Origin of the sequence: Pseudoalteromonas sp. NFXS39 (genome assembly GCF_040148775.1) — a bacterium.
Taxonomy (GTDB): Bacteria; Pseudomonadota; Gammaproteobacteria; order Enterobacterales; family Alteromonadaceae; genus Pseudoalteromonas; species Pseudoalteromonas apostichopi.
In genome coordinates this window covers 20,479-37,235 of record NZ_JAGDEC010000007.1, presented here as the reverse complement: position 1 = coordinate 37,235, position 16,757 = coordinate 20,479, and the positions used below count along the sequence as shown (strand labels likewise).

21 protein-coding genes and 1 tRNA gene are annotated in these 16,757 nt (G+C 42.1%); 17 read left to right on the top strand and 5 right to left on the bottom strand.

The window, feature by feature from the left end; genetic code table 11:
- The 9 genes from J3455_RS13900 (at position 1) to alr (ending at position 7,956) form a co-directional block, all read left to right on the top strand.
- Positions 1-453 carry a GspH/FimT family pseudopilin gene (locus J3455_RS13900; protein WP_349561939.1) on the top strand — a complete coding sequence of 151 codons (453 nt, stop codon included), beginning with the start codon at positions 1-3 and terminating at the stop codon, positions 451-453.
- Positions 450-851, top strand: coding sequence for a type IV pilus modification PilV family protein (locus J3455_RS13895; RefSeq protein ID WP_349561938.1), 402 nt, complete (start codon positions 450-452; stop codon positions 849-851). The genes J3455_RS13900 and J3455_RS13895 overlap by 4 nt, the downstream gene beginning before the upstream one ends.
- A complete protein-coding gene (locus tag J3455_RS13890) occupies positions 848-1,372 on the top strand; it encodes a prepilin-type N-terminal cleavage/methylation domain-containing protein (RefSeq protein ID WP_250661636.1) in 525 nt (174 codons plus the stop codon). Before J3455_RS13895 ends, J3455_RS13890 begins: the two co-directional genes overlap by 4 nt.
- Positions 1,365-3,113 carry a DUF7305 domain-containing protein gene (locus J3455_RS13885; protein WP_240701294.1) on the top strand — a complete coding sequence of 583 codons (1,749 nt, stop codon included), beginning with the start codon at positions 1,365-1,367 and terminating at the stop codon, positions 3,111-3,113. The genes J3455_RS13890 and J3455_RS13885 overlap by 8 nt, the downstream gene beginning before the upstream one ends.
- A gap of 142 nt (positions 3,114-3,255) precedes the next feature.
- The gene (locus J3455_RS13880; protein WP_054554197.1) at positions 3,256-3,807 is read left to right on the top strand and encodes an RNA polymerase sigma factor; all 552 of its coding nucleotides are present in this window, start codon (positions 3,256-3,258) and stop codon (positions 3,805-3,807) included.
- Entirely contained in the window at positions 3,794-4,279 is a 486-nt protein-coding gene (locus tag J3455_RS13875; protein ID WP_175580504.1) for a hypothetical protein, read from the top strand. The genes J3455_RS13880 and J3455_RS13875 overlap by 14 nt, the downstream gene beginning before the upstream one ends.
- Positions 4,280-4,290: 11 nt before the next feature.
- The gene (locus J3455_RS13870) at positions 4,291-5,232 is read left to right on the top strand and encodes a DUF4097 family beta strand repeat-containing protein (protein ID WP_130049747.1); all 942 of its coding nucleotides are present in this window, start codon (positions 4,291-4,293) and stop codon (positions 5,230-5,232) included.
- Between the two features lie 265 nt (positions 5,233-5,497).
- On the top strand, positions 5,498-6,877 hold the full coding sequence (gene dnaB / locus J3455_RS13865) for a replicative DNA helicase (protein ID WP_130049746.1): 1,380 nt from the start codon (positions 5,498-5,500) through the stop codon (positions 6,875-6,877).
- The gene (alr, locus tag J3455_RS13860) at positions 6,877-7,956 is read left to right on the top strand and encodes an alanine racemase (protein WP_130049745.1); all 1,080 of its coding nucleotides are present in this window, start codon (positions 6,877-6,879) and stop codon (positions 7,954-7,956) included. The genes dnaB and alr overlap by 1 nt, the downstream gene beginning before the upstream one ends.
- A 5-nt stretch (positions 7,957-7,961) precedes the next feature.
- Here alr and J3455_RS13855 read toward each other — a convergent pair whose 3' ends face one another.
- Entirely contained in the window at positions 7,962-8,201 is a 240-nt protein-coding gene (locus tag J3455_RS13855; protein ID WP_062567354.1) for a DUF2960 domain-containing protein, read from the bottom strand.
- A 115-nt stretch (positions 8,202-8,316) separates the two neighbouring features.
- Here J3455_RS13855 and J3455_RS13850 point away from each other — a divergent pair, with 115 nt between their 5' ends.
- The 3 genes from J3455_RS13850 to J3455_RS13840 are packed head-to-tail and all read left to right on the top strand — an operon-like array spanning position 8,317 to position 10,025.
- Positions 8,317-8,574 carry a YkoF family thiamine/hydroxymethylpyrimidine-binding protein gene (locus J3455_RS13850; protein ID WP_054563401.1) on the top strand — a complete coding sequence of 86 codons (258 nt, stop codon included), beginning with the start codon at positions 8,317-8,319 and terminating at the stop codon, positions 8,572-8,574.
- A gap of 20 nt (positions 8,575-8,594) precedes the next feature.
- Positions 8,595-9,218, top strand: coding sequence for a nicotinamide riboside transporter PnuC (gene pnuC, locus J3455_RS13845; protein WP_130049744.1), 624 nt, complete (start codon positions 8,595-8,597; stop codon positions 9,216-9,218).
- Complete coding sequence (locus J3455_RS13840) at positions 9,219-10,025, top strand: phosphotransferase family protein (RefSeq protein ID WP_130049743.1); 807 nt, start codon at positions 9,219-9,221, stop codon at positions 10,023-10,025.
- Here J3455_RS13840 and J3455_RS13835 read toward each other — a convergent pair.
- Positions 10,022-10,204, bottom strand: a complete 183-nt coding sequence (locus tag J3455_RS13835) for a helix-turn-helix domain-containing protein (protein ID WP_054563404.1) — start codon at positions 10,202-10,204, stop codon at positions 10,022-10,024. The genes J3455_RS13840 and J3455_RS13835 overlap by 4 nt on opposite strands.
- A 219-nt stretch (positions 10,205-10,423) precedes the next feature.
- Between J3455_RS13835 and J3455_RS13830 the strand changes: the two genes are divergently transcribed.
- A tRNA-Arg gene (locus J3455_RS13830) sits at positions 10,424-10,498 on the top strand.
- Positions 10,499-10,562: 64 nt separating this feature from the next.
- Positions 10,563-10,784 carry a Rho-binding antiterminator gene (locus J3455_RS13825; protein WP_167659156.1) on the top strand — a complete coding sequence of 74 codons (222 nt, stop codon included), beginning with the start codon at positions 10,563-10,565 and terminating at the stop codon, positions 10,782-10,784.
- Here J3455_RS13825 and zntB read toward each other — a convergent pair.
- On the bottom strand, positions 10,779-11,750 hold the full coding sequence (gene zntB, locus J3455_RS13820) for a zinc transporter ZntB (RefSeq protein WP_130049741.1): 972 nt from the start codon (positions 11,748-11,750) through the stop codon (positions 10,779-10,781). The genes J3455_RS13825 and zntB overlap by 6 nt on opposite strands.
- 148 nt (positions 11,751-11,898) lie before the next feature.
- Here zntB and J3455_RS13815 point away from each other — a divergent pair, with 148 nt between their 5' ends.
- The 3 genes from J3455_RS13815 to J3455_RS13805 are packed head-to-tail and all read left to right on the top strand — an operon-like array spanning position 11,899 to position 14,376.
- Positions 11,899-12,321, top strand: coding sequence for an ATP-dependent zinc protease family protein (locus J3455_RS13815; RefSeq protein WP_130049740.1), 423 nt, complete (start codon positions 11,899-11,901; stop codon positions 12,319-12,321).
- Between the two features lie 58 nt (positions 12,322-12,379).
- Positions 12,380-13,285 (top strand): 30S ribosomal protein S6--L-glutamate ligase, encoded by a 906-nt coding sequence (gene rimK, locus J3455_RS13810; RefSeq protein ID WP_062567363.1) that lies wholly within the window; start codon positions 12,380-12,382, stop codon positions 13,283-13,285.
- Between the two features lie 32 nt (positions 13,286-13,317).
- Entirely contained in the window at positions 13,318-14,376 is a 1,059-nt protein-coding gene (locus J3455_RS13805; protein WP_130049739.1) for a succinylglutamate desuccinylase/aspartoacylase family protein, read from the top strand.
- Positions 14,377-14,415: 39 nt separating this feature from the next.
- Here J3455_RS13805 and J3455_RS13800 read toward each other — a convergent pair whose 3' ends face one another.
- Both J3455_RS13800 and J3455_RS13795 read right to left on the bottom strand, forming a co-directional pair.
- Positions 14,416-14,976, bottom strand: coding sequence for a mechanosensitive ion channel domain-containing protein (locus J3455_RS13800; RefSeq protein ID WP_349561937.1), 561 nt, complete (start codon positions 14,974-14,976; stop codon positions 14,416-14,418).
- 65 nt (positions 14,977-15,041) lie between these two features.
- Positions 15,042-16,757, bottom strand: coding sequence for a BamA/TamA family outer membrane protein (locus J3455_RS13795; protein WP_239977668.1), 1,716 nt, complete (start codon positions 16,755-16,757; stop codon positions 15,042-15,044).

The following is a 16,757-nucleotide window of genomic DNA, read 5'->3' as shown; positions in this document are numbered from 1 at the left end:
TTGCGTCGAATTGCAGGGTTTACCTTAATCGAGTTAATGGTTGTGCTAAGTGTTATTGGCATTATGGCAGCCCTTGCTTTTCCGTCATTTAGTCAACATATCTTGCAAGATCGCGTTGTAACTACTGCAAATCAATTAAATAGTGTCTATAAGTTTGCACGCAGTGAAGCGGTAAAGCGTGACAAACCTATTAACCTAGTTGTTAGCAATAAGAACTGGCAAGTGACCCTCAATGAGGGCGGGGCAGACACGATTTTGAAAGAATTTTCGATCACTAAAAGCGGTGTTACTGTCAACTTGGTGGCACTGGCAATTAGCGCCAGTGGCGAAGTCGATAAACAAGCTGAAATTTTAGTTAAAGATGAGCACACAAATACCATAGATTACATAATGTGTGTGCTTAAAAGTGGTCAAAACTGGTTAGTTGAAAGTTCACAGCGAGGATGTGCATGAATAAGCAGGCAGGCTTTTCATTATTAGAGGTGATGATTTCAGTGGTGATTGCTGGAATCGCATTATTAGGGTTGGCTGCTGCGCAGCTAAAATCGCTGCAATATGCAACCAATAGCTTTAATTACACCGTGTCACTCATTCAAGGCCAAAATACTATTGAGCGTTTGTGGCCGCGCATTTGTGAAATTCAAAAAACTAATACCGCACTTTTTCAAGACGCGACTTTTAGAGCTTCGCTAGCACCACAAGTCAGTGATTATCAACTGACTATCCCAGCTAATTACAGTGATGATATGCAAATTAATGTCGCTTGGGTTGATAAGCGCATGACAGACAATGCAGAAAATCAAATTAGTCTAAATGCCAGTTTCCCAGACTTAACGGCGGTATGCTCATGAATAAACGCGCTCAGGGCTTTACTTTAGTTGAACTTATGGTGGCATTGGCTGCAGGCGCTTTTTTACTAGCTGGAGTGAGTTTGTCTTACTCGGCGATTAAAAGCACTGTTGAAGTGAGTAAAGAACTCGAAAACGCCCAAGAGGTGATTCGCTATACCAGTAAAGTATTCAATCGTAGCATTAAGCAAACTCAGTTAGCTCCGATCATAAGTGCTGATAAAAGCACGATTACTATTACTCAGCCTAGTGGTGTTATTGCCTGTGATGGCTCTGCGACAACAGCGCAAGTGATTGAGGTCTATAGCTTAAATGGTAGTAATTTAATGTGTTCACTCGATGGCGCTACTGCTGAGCGATTACTCACAGGTATCGAAACTTTATCATTTGATATCGCTGGTGAGCTTGTCACAGTAACTGTGAAGCCAAATGATTTACCTGCGCAATTTGGCAATGGCATCAATATTGATATTGCTCTAACAAATGTAATATTAGTTAAAGCATACGGAGCAGGTAGTGTATAAAAAGCAAGGTGGTTTTACTCTAATTACAGTTTTGATCTTGACCAGTATGGCCAGTATCGTGGTGCTTAGTTCGCTGCGCGAGAACGTCGTTCAAGAGCGCTTAAGTGGTAACTTTCAAAAGAAATTAAATAGTCGCTTATTGGCTGAAAAAGGTGTTTTTGAACAAGCTAAGTTATTACAACAAACCTTGGATGAGGAAGGTGTATTAGCGGTTGAAGATTTGATCAGTAAAACCAGTCATGCATCTGGTTCAGGTGTTATCGCTGATGATGCAATTTTTAATGCAAGTTTAAGTCAAAATGCTGCAGGTGAGCTAGAAATTGCAAGCCTAGGACAACGATTTGATGGCGATGCACAAAGTAACTTAGTTGCTCGTTTTGCAGTGCAAGGCGCGAAGGGAAGTTCGATTTTCACGAATGCTATGGTGGGTTGTAAAGGGGTTAACTTGTCTGGCAGTGGCAGTATCGACAGCTATGACTCTAGCAAAGGCACTTACGAAGAAACTAAGTCAAATGATGGCGATGTTTCAACGATTGCTGGCGATTCAGATGTGGTGCTATCGGGTCATTCACCGATAAAAGGCGATGTTAAAGCGACCGGGGTGATCTACTTAAATGGTTCATCACCGATTATTGGTAACATCCATTCAAATACCGGTGTTTATATTTCTCCAGGCAGCGGTTTACGTGTTGACGGTAATGTATATACCCGAGGTTATTATACGCATCGTGGCGGGACAGTTTCGGGGGTAGTGCGAGCGAATGGTGATGCAAAAATGCAGTGGTCAACATTCATCACGAATAGCCAAGCTGAAGCGTTAGATATTATGTATGGTGGCTCAGGCGATTTTAAAGATACCTACAATAATCAACAGGATGGTGTGCACTACAGTGATAGCAAGTTTAATGTAAACCCGAATGTTGAACCGATAACCGTTGCTGACCCAACTGCGCCAGATTATGACCCTACAAACCCAGATACGAGTTGTGATCCTTTGATATTGCCAGAGAAAATGGCAGACATCACGGATCAAGTGAGCAGTTATAGTTCTGTTGCTATAGGCCCTACGCAACAATTTAAGCTAAATACCGAAAAGGGTTATTACAGTAGTGGTGGTAGCCAAGTTATTTTACCAAGCCTTGCTGATATTTTCTTGTTTAACTCTAAAGCTCAGAACCAAGCCAATGGTAGTAATAGCAAAGAGTATATTTTTTCACTTGATAGACTCAAGATGACCAGTGACGGCAAAATGGAAGTGTCTGGTGGTGATGTTATTTTACTGATTGATGGTGACTTTTCGATGGAAGGGGACACCAGTCTAACAATAAAAAAAGATAGCAGCTTAACGGTGTTATTAACCGGAAAAGTAAATATTGGTGCAGGCGCAAAAGTAATTACTGAGCAAGAAGGGCTAACCACCAGTGGTCATCCTTCGTTATCATTCTACTCATCATTTAATGGTGTAAATGGTGTACAATTTAGCGGCGCTGCTAATTTATATGCGGCTATTTATGCGCCTTTGACTACGGTGAAATTGTCAGGTAGTGGTGAGTTGTTTGGTAGTGTACGTGGCTCAACAATTACCGCATCGGGGGGCAGTGGCGCTCACTATGATGCTGGTCTATTACAAGTACAAAATGGTGGTACACCAGCCTCTCCAGCACGCATCGTATTTTTAGGTTGGAGCTATAAAACCACAGAAACAACCGAAGAAGAAAACGAATCATCCCCTGCCGAATAACGCAAATCCCCAAATAAAATTGTGTAAGCTCAATTATTTGTAGCTTACACAAAAAAAATTAATTTCATTTAAACCTTTTGAATCCCTCCTTACGTCTAATACACTAAATTCACAACAATAATCATAAAGGACAACATCCAGGATGTTGATAGATGCAGAACAAGCGTTCGCCCAGCAAAGTGAGCATGCCTTGATAGAGCGCGTAAAAAGCGGTGATCAAGCTGCTTATGCAACACTTTATGAGTTGCATGTGAAGCGGGTTTATAGTCTTTGTTTGCGATTGCTTGCAGATAAAGAGCACGCAGAAGATGCAACACAAGAAGTGTTTGTACAGTTGTGGCACAAAATCGCGAACTTTGATGGACGCTCACAGTTTTCGACTTGGTTACATAGTGTTACCAGCAATATTGCGATTAGCTACATTCGCAAACATAAAAGCTGGTTTCAAAAAGTAGTGAGTTTTGAACAAAGTGGTATGGATGAGCAAAGCGCAGCAGATTGCGACGGCTTTAACGGCCTCGACAAATTAGTACTGAGACTACCTGAGCGAGCACGTATGGTTTTTGTGCTTCATGCAATTGAAGGCTATCGCCATGAAGAGATAGCAAGCATGCTTGATATGGCTGTAGGTTCAAGTAAGTCGCAATTTCACCGTGCAAGGCAGTTATTAAAAGAGTGGTATGAAAATGAGTAAGCCAGAATTTGAACAATTTTTAAATGACTCGCTTAATCAAAAGCAAGATATTAGTCCAGAAAAAGACCTTTGGCCGGGAATTGAGCGAGCAATTGCAAGGCCGCAAACACAGCATATTGATAAGCCAACTAATGGCTGGAATAAACTCGCTGCTGTTGCCGCTTGCTGTATTGCAGCCCTTTTGACTGTGCAGCTTTTTGTTGGCCAAGGCGAGTCAAATAGCATGATGGCAATGAGCGATTATTTTACCAAGCAAAAGCAAGGTTTGTTGGTGCAGTATCAAAATCAACCTGCGTTAACCGATAACTGGCAGCAACAACTAAAAGAGTTAGAAGAAGCCGAAAGTGCCATTAAGCAAGCACTTGAGAATGAACCTGAAAACCCAGCTTTATTACAAATGCTGTCGCAGGTTTATCAGCAACAACTGGACTTAATTAACAAGGTGCATGCACCGAAGTGGCAAACGATTTAGGAGTGACAATTATGAAATTACTAGCCTTAACTTTAGGATTACTGCCACTGATGGCAATGGCAGGACAAACCATTAATGAACAAATTGATGTACCTGCAAATAAACGCATTTTTATTGAAAACCAACGTGGTGATGTACGCATTGAAGGGTGGGATAAACCACAACTTAAAATCGAAGGTGAGCTTGACGATAAAGCACAAGGCTATCGTTTAGATGTAGAAGGCAGCCGTGTTGAATTTATCGTAAAAATGCCGCGTAACTTAGGTGGCTGGAATAGCGGTGACGGCTCTCGATTGACCATTTACATGCCAAAAAGTAGTGAGCTTGAATTTGCTGGAGTGAATGTCACAGTTAGTGCTAAAGAGCTTGAAGCAGGCGCAGAGATTGATACTGTCAACGGCGATATTACAGTACAAGATATTAGCGGCAACATGAGCTTTGAAACGGTAAATGGGGACGTAAATGCCCATGACCTGAACGGTGATATTCGCTTTGAAACTGTGAATGGCGAAATTAATGATAAAAACTCGCAAGGTGCTTTACGCTTTACCGCGGTGAATGGTGACATTAAGTCAAAGACCAAAGCGCAAGATGTTCGTCTTGAGAACGTAAATGGTGATATTGACTTTGCTTTTGATGCAATTAAAAAACTGCGTATTAATACGGTAAACGGTGAAGCCGAAGTTCACATTAATAAGCTACTTGATGATGCTAATATTCGTTTTGAGTCGGTTAGTGGTGATGCTGAATTTTACTTCCCTGCTAATGTGTCAGCAAAGTTTGAAATTGAAGCTCACGCTAATGGTAAAATAGTCAATGAACTGAGTGACGACAAAGCAACAAAAGCGAAGTATGGCCCATCAAGCGACTTAGAATTTAGTATTAACGGTGGAGATGCTGATATCGAAATGGATACGATTAGCGGCCGCATTGAACTTCGTAAACAGAAATAACGATTAGAGTTACAATAAAGCGGGAAGACTTCCCGCTTATATCAATCGTGTTGAGTTATTGGTCTTAAATAGCGACAGATAAATGAAGTGATAACAAGGCAGAAATTTTGACATGTAGTTACTCTACTTTAGACATCTCTAACGCAGTTAACGCTTTATTTAGCACGCTAGAATGACCAAATATTTAAGTCGATTGGTATTTACTATTTGCACAGCCTTAGCAAGTCGATAGAATAGAGCCATTCAATTTTAGTTTTGTGAAGTTATGGCCAAACCAGATAAGCAAGTCGATACGTTAAAAGTCCCTCCTCATTCAATAGAAGCTGAGCAATCTGTTTTAGGTGGTTTAATGCTTGATAATCAAGCGTTTGACCGTGTTGCTGAGTTAGTGGTTGCCCAGGATTTTTATACCCGCACTCATAAGCTGATTTTTGAAGCTATGGTAAGCCTTGCTGAAGGCGGTGATCCAATCGATTTGATCACTATTTCTGAGAGCCTTGAGAAAAATAACCAGTTAAGTAGTGTTGGTGGTTTTGCCTACCTTGCTGAAATAGCCAAGAATACGCCAAGTGCAGCAAATATTGATGCCTACGCGAATATCGTGCGTGAGCGTGCTGTTATTCGAGAAATGATTGGTGTTGCCAATGAAATTGCCGAAGCGGGTTTTAGCCCTGAAGGGCGAAATAGCCATGACCTGCTTGATTTTGCTGAAAGTAAAGTATTTAAAATTGCGGAGCAGCGTACTAAAAGTACCGAAGGCCCTCAAAACTTACATAGTATTTTAGAAAAAACCGTTGATAAAATTGAAGAGCTTTACCAATCGCCGCAAGATGGTGTAACTGGTGTGAGTACAGGCTACACCGACCTAGATAAAATGACAGCGGGTATGCAGCCTTCAGATCTTATTATTGTGGCGGCACGTCCATCGATGGGTAAAACTACCTTTGCGATGAACTTGGCTGAACATGCTGCTATGACGCAAGATAAGCCTGTACTTATTTACTCACTAGAGATGCCGTCAGAGCAAATTATGATGAGGATGCTGGCATCGCTAGGTCGCATTAACCAAACTAAAGTTCGTACTGGTCAGCTAGATGATGATGACTGGGCGCGTCTATCCTCAACCATGGGCTTGTTGATGGAAAAAGGTAAGATGTATGTCGATGATGCATCGGGCCTAACACCAACGGATGTGCGCTCTCGTGCTCGTCGTATTGCTCGCGATCATGGCGGTATTAGCATGATCATGGTCGACTACCTACAGTTAATGCGTGTTCCAAGTTTGTCAGATAATCGTACGTTAGAAATTGCTGAAATCTCACGTTCATTAAAAGCACTAGCAAAAGAGCTGCAGTGTCCGGTTATTGCACTGTCTCAGCTTAACCGTACCCTAGAGCAACGTGCCGATAAACGTCCAATCAACTCCGACTTACGTGAATCAGGCTCAATCGAGCAGGATGCCGACTTAATCATGTTTATTTACCGTGATGAAGTTTATAACGAAGATAGTGCTGAAAAAGGTGTGGCAGAAATCATCATAGGTAAGCAGCGTAACGGTCCAATCGGTAAAGTACGCTTAACTTTCCAAGGCCAATTCTCGCGTTTTGATAACTACGCGGGCCCAGCTATGGACGACGAATATTAATGCGCCTAGCCATTGCCGAAATCAACCTACAAGCGCTTGCTCATAACTTAGCGCAGGTGAAGCGCTTTGCGCCCGGTTGCAAAGTAATGGCGGTGCTAAAAGCTAATGCATATGGCCATGGTTTAGTTAAAATTGCCCAATACCTAAATGATGCAGACGCATTTGCAGTCGCACGCATTGACGAAGCGTTAGCGCTGCGTGCCGGTGGGCTGACAAAACCTATTGTATTGCTTGAAGGGTTTTTTCATAAAGATGATTTACCTATCTTGCTTGCTAATAACTTTCAAACCATCATTCACGATGAAAATCAGCTCGCAACGCTTGAAAACACAGCTCTTGATGCACCTATTGCTTGCTGGTTAAAAGTTAATACTGGCATGCATCGCCTTGGTATTGCACCATCACAATTTGAGTCTTTCTACAGCCGTTTAAAAGCAAGCTCGAATGCCCGTGATGACATTAAACTAATGACCCATTTTTCGTGCGCCGATGACATCAATGATGAAAAAACCGCTCAGCAAATTGCTTTATTTGACTCATTAGCTGATGGCAAAAGCGAGCAGCATTGTCTTGCAAATTCAGCGGGAATTATTGCTTGGCCAAAAGGGCATGGCGAGTGGGTACGCCCTGGGTTGATGTTGTATGGTGTATCACCAATGCTAAATAGCATTGGTCAACAGCATGGTTTAGAGCCGGTTATGCGCTTAACTACGCGTGTTATAGCAATACGCGATGTCGATGCTAATCAATGTGTTGGTTATGGTGGTCGTTGGCATAGCGATAAACCCACTAAGCTTGCTGTGGTCGCGATGGGTTATGGTGATGGTTATCCACGTCATGCTGAGCAAGGCACACCAGTGGTTATTAAATCACAACGCTATGGCATTGTTGGTAGTGTGGCGATGGACATGATCACGGTGGATATTGGTGATAACAGCGACAACATCAAAGTCGGTGATGAAGTGATCATGTGGGGGCCAGAGCTTCCCGTTGAAGAGATTGCCCAGTGTGCGACAACCATTCCTTACGAGTTACTGTGTAATATCACCCCACGAGTAAGTTACGAGTATCAAGAGTAAGTTTGTTACTCTTTAATAAAATACACGTCACTGAACCCCATTCGTGCGAATTCTTGGTCACGAAAGTTACGTACTGCTGAAGAGCCTTTTGAAGTCATTTCTACTTGCTGCTCCATCTTTAAATAGTTGGTTAAATCAATGCCTTCAGCTGCAGCGATCGCATGGTACATATCGCGGTATTTATCTTTTGCAAAATTGATTTCGCGAGGCTGGTTTTTAAATTTGTAAGTGATGCGGCGTGCCATAATGAATCCTCAATGTTTATCGCGGCTGATTTTACACTAAAAAATAGCCATAGCCATGACTTGTTAGTATAAGCGGGTTACAATGCAATACTTTTCAAAGACTCGGTAAATCATAATGAAACTTTCAGTAGAGATCAGTAAGTACCCACTACATCAAGACTACATTCCGTTTATCAAAGGTTTTATTGACCGCGTAAACAGTTACGAAGGTCTTAAAGTGATCACCAATACCTTATCAACTCAGATTTTCGGTGATTATGATTTAGTGATGTCTGTACTTAATACTGAAATCAAACGTTCTTATGAAGAGTTTGGTAAAGCTATTTTTGTCTGTAAATTCTTGCATGGTGACTTGTCGCCTAGCGAAGACTAAAATCTAAAGTAGCGCGTGTTATGGAATTTTTGAGCGAAACCTTCTCTGGCTTTACTGCCATGTCGCATTGGGAATATATTGCCGTTGCATTGTCGATGGCGTACTTACTTTTAGCGATTAAAGAAAGCTTATGGTGTTGGCCAGCCGCGTTTGTTAGCACCTTTATTTATACCGTAATGTACTGGAATGGCGCACTGTTAATGGAGTCGCTACTGAATTTTTATTATATGTATATGGCAGTGTATGGTTGGGTGGTTTGGCGTCGGGGTATAAACAATAAAGATCAACTGCCCATTATTTCATGGTCTTTAAAGCGTCATGCAGTGATTTTGTTTGCAACCTCTGTGGCCTCAGTTGCTATTGGTTTCGTGATGACCAATTACACTCACGCTGATTTTGCCTATTTAGATAGCTTTACTACGTGCTTTGCGGTGGTGACGACTTATCTTGTTGCTAAGAAGGTACTGGAAAACTGGTTGTACTGGATTGTGATTGATGCAGCGTCCATGTATTTATACTTTGAAAAAGGGTATTACCCAACCTTAGTACTTTTCGTGTTTTACACCATTATGGCCGCGTGGGGCTTTAAAACATGGTATGAAGAGTACGAGCAGCATCAGGCTAAACCGCTTGCACAGTTATAGATGAAAACTGAGCAACAAATTCACGCGCTTTTTACGCGCTTCAACTCAAATTTAGTAATTACCTCAATCAGTCCGCTGGTTGAGGGGCTAAGCAATGACAACTACTTGGTAAAAACATCAAATCAAGCTTTCTTGGTTAAGCATTATCGAGACCACTGGCCGGCGATTGGTCTTGCTGCGCAAGCCCATTTTGCAAAGCAAAGTTGCTGCCCAGCACCACTTTGGTTAGAACAAGCAACCGATACTGTTATTTTCGAATACGTGGCAGGGAACATTGCCAGCGGTGAATTTTGTAATAGCTTACTACCCGATTTAGTTAATTTACATCGTTACCCTGTGCTTACCGAGCCGATGGATATTGCGTACGAAATTAACTACTACCAGCAAACACCTCGGTACCAGCAACATGCTGAGTTAATTAGGCAGTCACTGGCTTATATTGATGGTGCACCTAAAGACATGGGCTTTTGTCATAATGATTTAGTGAAAGAAAATATCATTGTGAATGAATCGGGTATGTTTTTAATCGACTTTGAATATGCCAAAAGTAACGATGTTTATTTTGATTTGGCTGCGCTGGTGGTGAGCTTTACGTTAAATGATGAGCAGCAACTAGCGTTGCTTAAACGCTATCAAGCGTTAGTGTGCGACCATCACGCGTTTAACTTATCAGTTGAAAAGCTGGCAGCGTTTCATGCGCTGTTTTTACTTTTATGTATTTGTTGGTATGAACAACGTGGAGCGGTGGATAAAGTGGCGCCACTGCTTACACAGCTTAACCACTTCATAGAAAAAGTTAAAAATTAAAGACCGCCAATTCGCTCGGCAAGTTCTTTATATTTTTTTACGTCTTCTGGATCAAACAAAGGTTCACCTTTGTCATCTTGTGATTTCGAGATCAGTAAATGTTCGCGAGCAAGACGTTTTACGCGTTCGACTTTTACACCTAAAAACTCCGCGACTTGCTCTGTAGACATTAAACTCATGATCAAATTCCCCTTACATGGCTATACAGCCACCTTGTTATTAATTTTATTAAGTATACGTTAATACCTTGGTTCTGCACGAAAGTGAAGTGTTTTAATGCAAATTGCTGAATTTATGTGCATATAAAGGTCTCGATGCTAGCATTTAGGGCAAGATGCCATTATCATTGCCGGGTTGTCATGCTGATATCGCGAGTTAGCATTGGCGACGACAAATGTGCTCTCGTGGTGAAATGGATATCACGTGGCCCTCCGGAGGCTAAGTTGCAGGTTCGATCCCTGCCGAGAGCGCCATTTGCTCTTCACTTTAATATCTTCTAAGCTCGATTTATTCCTTAAGTAATCTCAAAAAAAGCCAATGACTTATCAACCTATCGACTGTGGCGACTACGATAAATACGAATTATGGTGCATGCATAAGTCCCTATTACGAATTACCTTAGTATCTGGTGAACCGTTAGAGGGAAAGGCTGAGAATCTTAAAATAATTAACCCAGAGGGCGAGCACTTAATTTTGAGCACCAAAAAAGGCGAACATGCCGTTCGCCTTGATTTAATTAAAAAGGTTGTCGAGCTATAGCCATTTCTTATTTTTAAAGTAAATGCCAATCCCTACGGTAAGCACCACCAAGAAAATAATAAACAAACTAAATGCATAAGGGCTTTCAGTGCCCGGAATACCACCTACGTTTACACCCAGTAAACCTGTTAAGAAGCCGAGTGGTAAAAATAGTGCTGCAACCACCGACATTACATACATACGTTGATTTAGTTGCTCAGACACTTGGCTTGTAATTGCTTGTTGAATAATTTGCGCACGTTCAATTGAGCTATCTAGCTCTTCTAAGTAACGGATCAACATATTGGTTGTTTCGTTTAAGCGTGCCTTATCGTCTTCATCTAACCACTTATACTTATTGTTTAATAAAGTGATAAGAGCTTCTTTTTGTGGTCTTAAATAACGTTTTAACGCGATTGTCTGGCGGCGTATTTGTGCTAATGATTGATGATCAAAGCCTTTATTAGGTTCGTCAATTTCATCTTCAAAGCCATCGAGTGTGTCATCTAAACTGTCAATAACAGCTTGCATACGCGACGTTAGGTTTTGCGCCAATTGGCAAACTAATTCAGAGATTGAACATGGGCCATTGCTGCCATCGAACGACTCAACAACATCTTGCACCGATAATAAACGGCGCTTACGCGTTGTGATCACGATGTTTTCGTTAATGAATAAGCGTAACGAGACCATGTCTTCTGGGCTTTGCGCAGGGTTTAAGTTAACCCCACGCAAAAATAGCATATTACCATGAGTGACTTTGCTTAAACGTGGACGTGTCTCATCAGCAATCAGGGACTCAAGCTCGAAATCTGTTAATAAGTTACTCTGCTCAAGCCATTCAACGGCCTCAGCTTGGCTATAGTCCATGTGCACCCAAAGTTTTCCGTGTTCAGGTTGCCAATTTTGCAGCTCAGTACTATTTTCAATAGCACGTGCACCGCCTTGTTCGTCTAAAATTAAGACATGAAGTAACCCATTGATCATATTGAACTCTCGTTTTACAAATAGTGCGATATAGTTGATGATAGTTTAGCCTACGTCAATTAAATCGACTTATCGAGTGGATAAATATATTTCGTTGGTGTTTCTAGCTCCGTAGCGTATAAGACACTTTTTTAAAGAGGGCACATTAATGAGCGCAAAAATTATTGTTGGCTGGCGAGAATGGCTTGGTCTGCCTGAACTGGGAATCGAAAAAATCAAAGCAAAAGTTGATACCGGAGCAAGAACCTCATGTATTCATGCTTTTGACATTGAGGAATTTTCAGAAAATGGCGAAGCATGGGTGAAATTTTCTACCCATCCTCTACAAGACGATGTAGAAACAACGGTAGAGTGTCGCGCCAAAGTAGTTGAGCGTAAGTATGTGACCAGTTCAAGCGGTCAGCGTGAGCTACGCTACTTTATTGAAACAAAATTAGTCGCAGGAACCCAAAGCTGGCCTGTAAGGGTGACTTTAAGTAACCGTTCAACAATGAAGTTTAGAATGTTGTTAGGGCGTACAGCAATGGAAAATCGCATAGTCGTTGATCCGGCTTTATCTCATTTATTATAGAAAAAGGACTTATCACACGTTGCTACGTGTATGAGTTTATCAGTTAAGGTTTTTAACTATGAAACTTGGTATTTTATCTCGCAACCAAAATTTATATTCAACACGTCGCTTAATTGAAGCTGCAGAGCAGCGCGGCCATGAAGTGAAAGTAATTGATGCACTTCGTTGTTATATGAACATCAATTCAGAGCAGCCAGAAATTCATTACCGTGGTGAAAATTTAAAAGATTTTGATGCTATCGTGCCGCGTATTGGTTCGTCAGTGACCTTTTATGGCTGTGCGGTATTACGTCAGTTTGAAATGATGGGTGTATTCCCTGTCAATGAATCAGTGGCGATCACTCGCTCACGCGATAAGTTACGTTCACTACAGCTACTTTCGCGTAAAGGTGTAGGTATGCCAGTGACAGGCTTTGCAAGTAAACCAGATGATGTAAAAGACTTACTAAGTATGGTTGGTGGCACGCCAGTGGTAATTAAGCTACTTGAAGGTACCCAAGGTATCGGTGTGGTATTAGCTGAAACACGCAAAGCTGCAGAAAGTGTAATTGAAGCGTTTATGGGCTTAAAAGCCAATATTATGGTGCAAGAGTACATCAAAGAAGCGGGCGGTGCTGACATTCGCTGCTTCGTATTAGGCGATAAAGTAATTGCCGCGATGAAGCGTCAAGCGCAAGAAGGTGAGTTCCGTTCTAACTTACACCGTGGTGGTAGTGCGACGTTAGTGCGTATTACTCCAGAAGAAAGAAAAACAGCGGTTGCAGCAGCAAAAGCGATGGGTTTAAACGTAGCGGGTGTTGATTTACTTCGCTCTGCACGTGGTCCGTTGGTCATGGAAGTAAACTCATCACCAGGTCTTGAAGGTATTGAAGTTGCAACCGGTAAAGACATTGCAGGCATGATTGTCGAGTTTATTGAAAAAACAGCGGCATCAAAAAGAACTGCAACTCGTGGTAAAGGTTAAGTAATATAGCGCTCTATTAAAAGGAAAAGTGCGTGGCTAAGGTTAAGAAAAATACACCGTTTTCAATTTTAGGCGATACGGTGGGGGTTGGCGAACGTAAAACATTTGCGATTGAAGCTGCCAAGCTTTATACCCACTCGCCGTTAAATATTCCGATAGAAGTTGTCAATGGTGTGCAGCAAGGTCCTGTATTAATGGTGTGTGCTGCAATTCACGGTGACGAGCTCAATGGTGTTGAGGTTGTTAGGCAGTTACTGGCAAAAATCGACCCAGAGCAATTGCGCGGTACTATAATTGCGGTACCGATTGTGAATGTGTTTGGCTTTATTCATAAGTCACGATACTTACCTGACCGCCGTGATATGAATCGCAGTTTTCCGGGCTCAACCCGAGGCTCGTTAGCTGGGCGAATGGCGAATGCATTTTTTACTCAAGTTGCAATGCATTGTACGCATATTATTGATTTACATACGGGCGCAATTCACCGAACTAACTTGCCGCAAATTCGCGCTAATTTGAGTGACCCTGCAACGGCTGCGATGGCAAAAGCTTTTGGCACGCCAGCGGTGATTGATGCGTCACTTCGTAATGGTTCATTACGCAGTGAAGCGGCCAATTTAGGAATACCCGTTATTACCTATGAAGCCGGCGAAGCGCTACGCTTTGACCCAATTGCAATTGCTGCAGGTGTGCAAGGTGTTGACTATGTGATGCGCCATTTAAAAATGGTGCGCGGCAAGCGAGCTAAAAAGCTGCCAGAACCGGTAATTGCAAGCTCAACAAGTTGGATACGTGCCGAAGTTGACGGTATTGTTCGTGCACAGGTATCACTGGGTGAGCGAGTAATGAAAGGGCAGGTACTTGCCTATATAAGCAGCCCACTTGGTGATGCTGAGCTTGAGTTACTGGCGCCACGCAGTGGTATCGTAATAGGTCAGCAAACCATGCCGCTTGTCAACGAGGGAGATGCCGTGTTCCACCTTGCTTACTTTGCTCATGCAAACAGCTTAGTTGAGCAACAACTCGAAAACTTTATTGATGAAATAAGCGATATTGAAGACGAGTTAAAAACGGCAGAGTTAAATAACTAGCCGTTTAATCAAAATATTAAAAAGCCGCAATCGCGGCTTTTATTTTTTTGGCCCTAAAATACGTTTTATGGTTGGCGCTTTAGTTGCCGTAGGTGGGTTTTTTAACACCATCACAGGGCGGGTAACAAAGATGTTGTTTGGGTAAATCACTTTGTGGCCATCAACATGCTCAAGCACTACGTTCATCAAGCCCATTTCGATAATGCGGCCTTCTAAGAAGTTTGCACCGTCAATCACTTTCACCCAAAAGCCAACCCGACAGTCGTTTTGAATAAACATGAGTAAGAAAGCTGTTAGGTTACTCAGCAACGACCAGGCAGCAAAAAGCGCGACACCCAGCATGGCAAAAATTGATGAACCTAGTACTAACAAGCCGCGCAGTTCTATACCCCAAAAAACCAAGACTAAACACAGCATGACAATAGCAAGAATGATATTGAGCAACAGCTCGGCACGGTATTCACGATGCGGATCAGCTTTGCCTTTAATTGCTTTTAAAAGCAGTTTTTTAGTGGTTTTACGCAGTAGCGGGTAGAGCAAGATCGCAATGATAGTTACGATTAAGTGGTATTGCTCATTAAAGAATTCGACGAAGTCCAAAAGGGATCCTAAGTTAAATATTTTTCATATCGATTCTAGCTTTTTAGCTTAACAATAACACTACCTTAAAAGGTATTTTTAACTGTTACTAGCCATTGCACTGAGTCAATATCGTCATCTTGTTTATTAATTGGTGCGGCAATATCTAGGTGAATAACAGTACCGGCATTTGCTCTACTTGGTGCTAATCGCAAACCTACACCCACATTTTGTAGCACGCCTCCATTCGTGCCATTATCTTTGTCGTTATACCAAGCTCTACCAATATCATAGAACGCGGCACCACCAACTTTGAACAATTGTAATAAGTCATACTCCCAGTAGTAGCGCTTCTCTAAAGTCACTAAAAAGCTACGGTCGCCTACTTGGTAGTCTAGCGGGTAACCACGTAGGCCGTTCTCACCACCAATAGTAAGCTGTTTATCAGCAGTGAGGTTTTCTGCATATTGTAAGCGTACTTTGGCGTACCAGCTTTGTCTAAGTGTGGTATTTAGGTAGTATTGTAGTTGCGTGCTGGCAAACAGGTTTTCGACGTCATCGGTTTCTTCATTCCAGTAGCCATCAAGGTCTGCCTTAAAACGCCATAACTGGTTGTCTCCAGAGTAATGCGCTTTTGATAACGATAACGAATAAATAGTGCGGCTGGCATCGTCGCTAAAATCTTTACTTGAATAACCTAATAAAGCATGAATATTCCAACCGAGGTTTAAATCTTCTGTACGGTAGATGCTATCGAAGTTTCTCACCTTAACGTAATGATCTTCAAACCATTGGCCACTAATGTAGGGGTAACTCAGGGTACGGTCTTCAGCAATTGGGAAGCGCGTGAATGGCGTTTCTTTAAAGGTTTCTTCGCGGTTTTCGATGCCAAGCTTAATACGTTGAGTCCAGCTATTACCAAGTTGTGATGAGTGACCAAAGTAAGCGCGGTTTAATACCGTTTTTTGTTCAAACTCATTGACCACATCACCTCGGTAATAAAGTGACTCTCGACGTTGATCTGAGTAACTTGTAACACCGTAACTGTATGGCGTATCTATTGAGAAAAACGGGTAGCTTACATCGAGGTAATGACGCTTACCGTCGTCGTTATCTGAGTATTCAAAACGGCCTTGGTACCGGCTCGAGAAAATATGCGGATCGTCATAAACAAATAGGTAACCTGTTCGGTCTGCATCACGGGTGCGACTAAACGAGACCCGCTTACCCCAGCCCAAAAAGTTAGATTCACGAAACCCGATACTCGACTCATTTTCTCCGCCACTGCGGCTAAAGCTTATTTCTGGTAATAAGGTCCACAGATCGCGAGTAATTACTTTTACATGTACGTTGCCATCACAATCAAGCTTTGCGTTGATACGTGCATCATAGAGATAACCTTGTTTACGCAGCAATCGCTCAGACTCTAGCAATTTACGTGGGTTATACACATCACCTTCTTCGAACAATAAAACGCTGTGTATTACATTAGGTTCCGTAGTCATGTGAGCCCGATTGGCAAAGCGGAATAAAAAGTTATTTTCTTCTTCAAGCTCAGTGTTAAAGACGTTTAGTTGTTCAAGTTCAATGGAGACTATTTTACGGTTATGAGCAGCATCGGGGAGTGGGTTGTCGGCATCGAGCTGGCGGCGTAAGTTATTATCTTGTGATTTAAGTGTGCGTTGGTTTTGACAATAATTACTATCGTCAGTAAATAACTGCTCTGCATGAACATTTGCTGCTATGCAGATTGGTAATAGTGTTATTAACCTAGCAACAAAGTGCGACTTCTTAAATCCCAT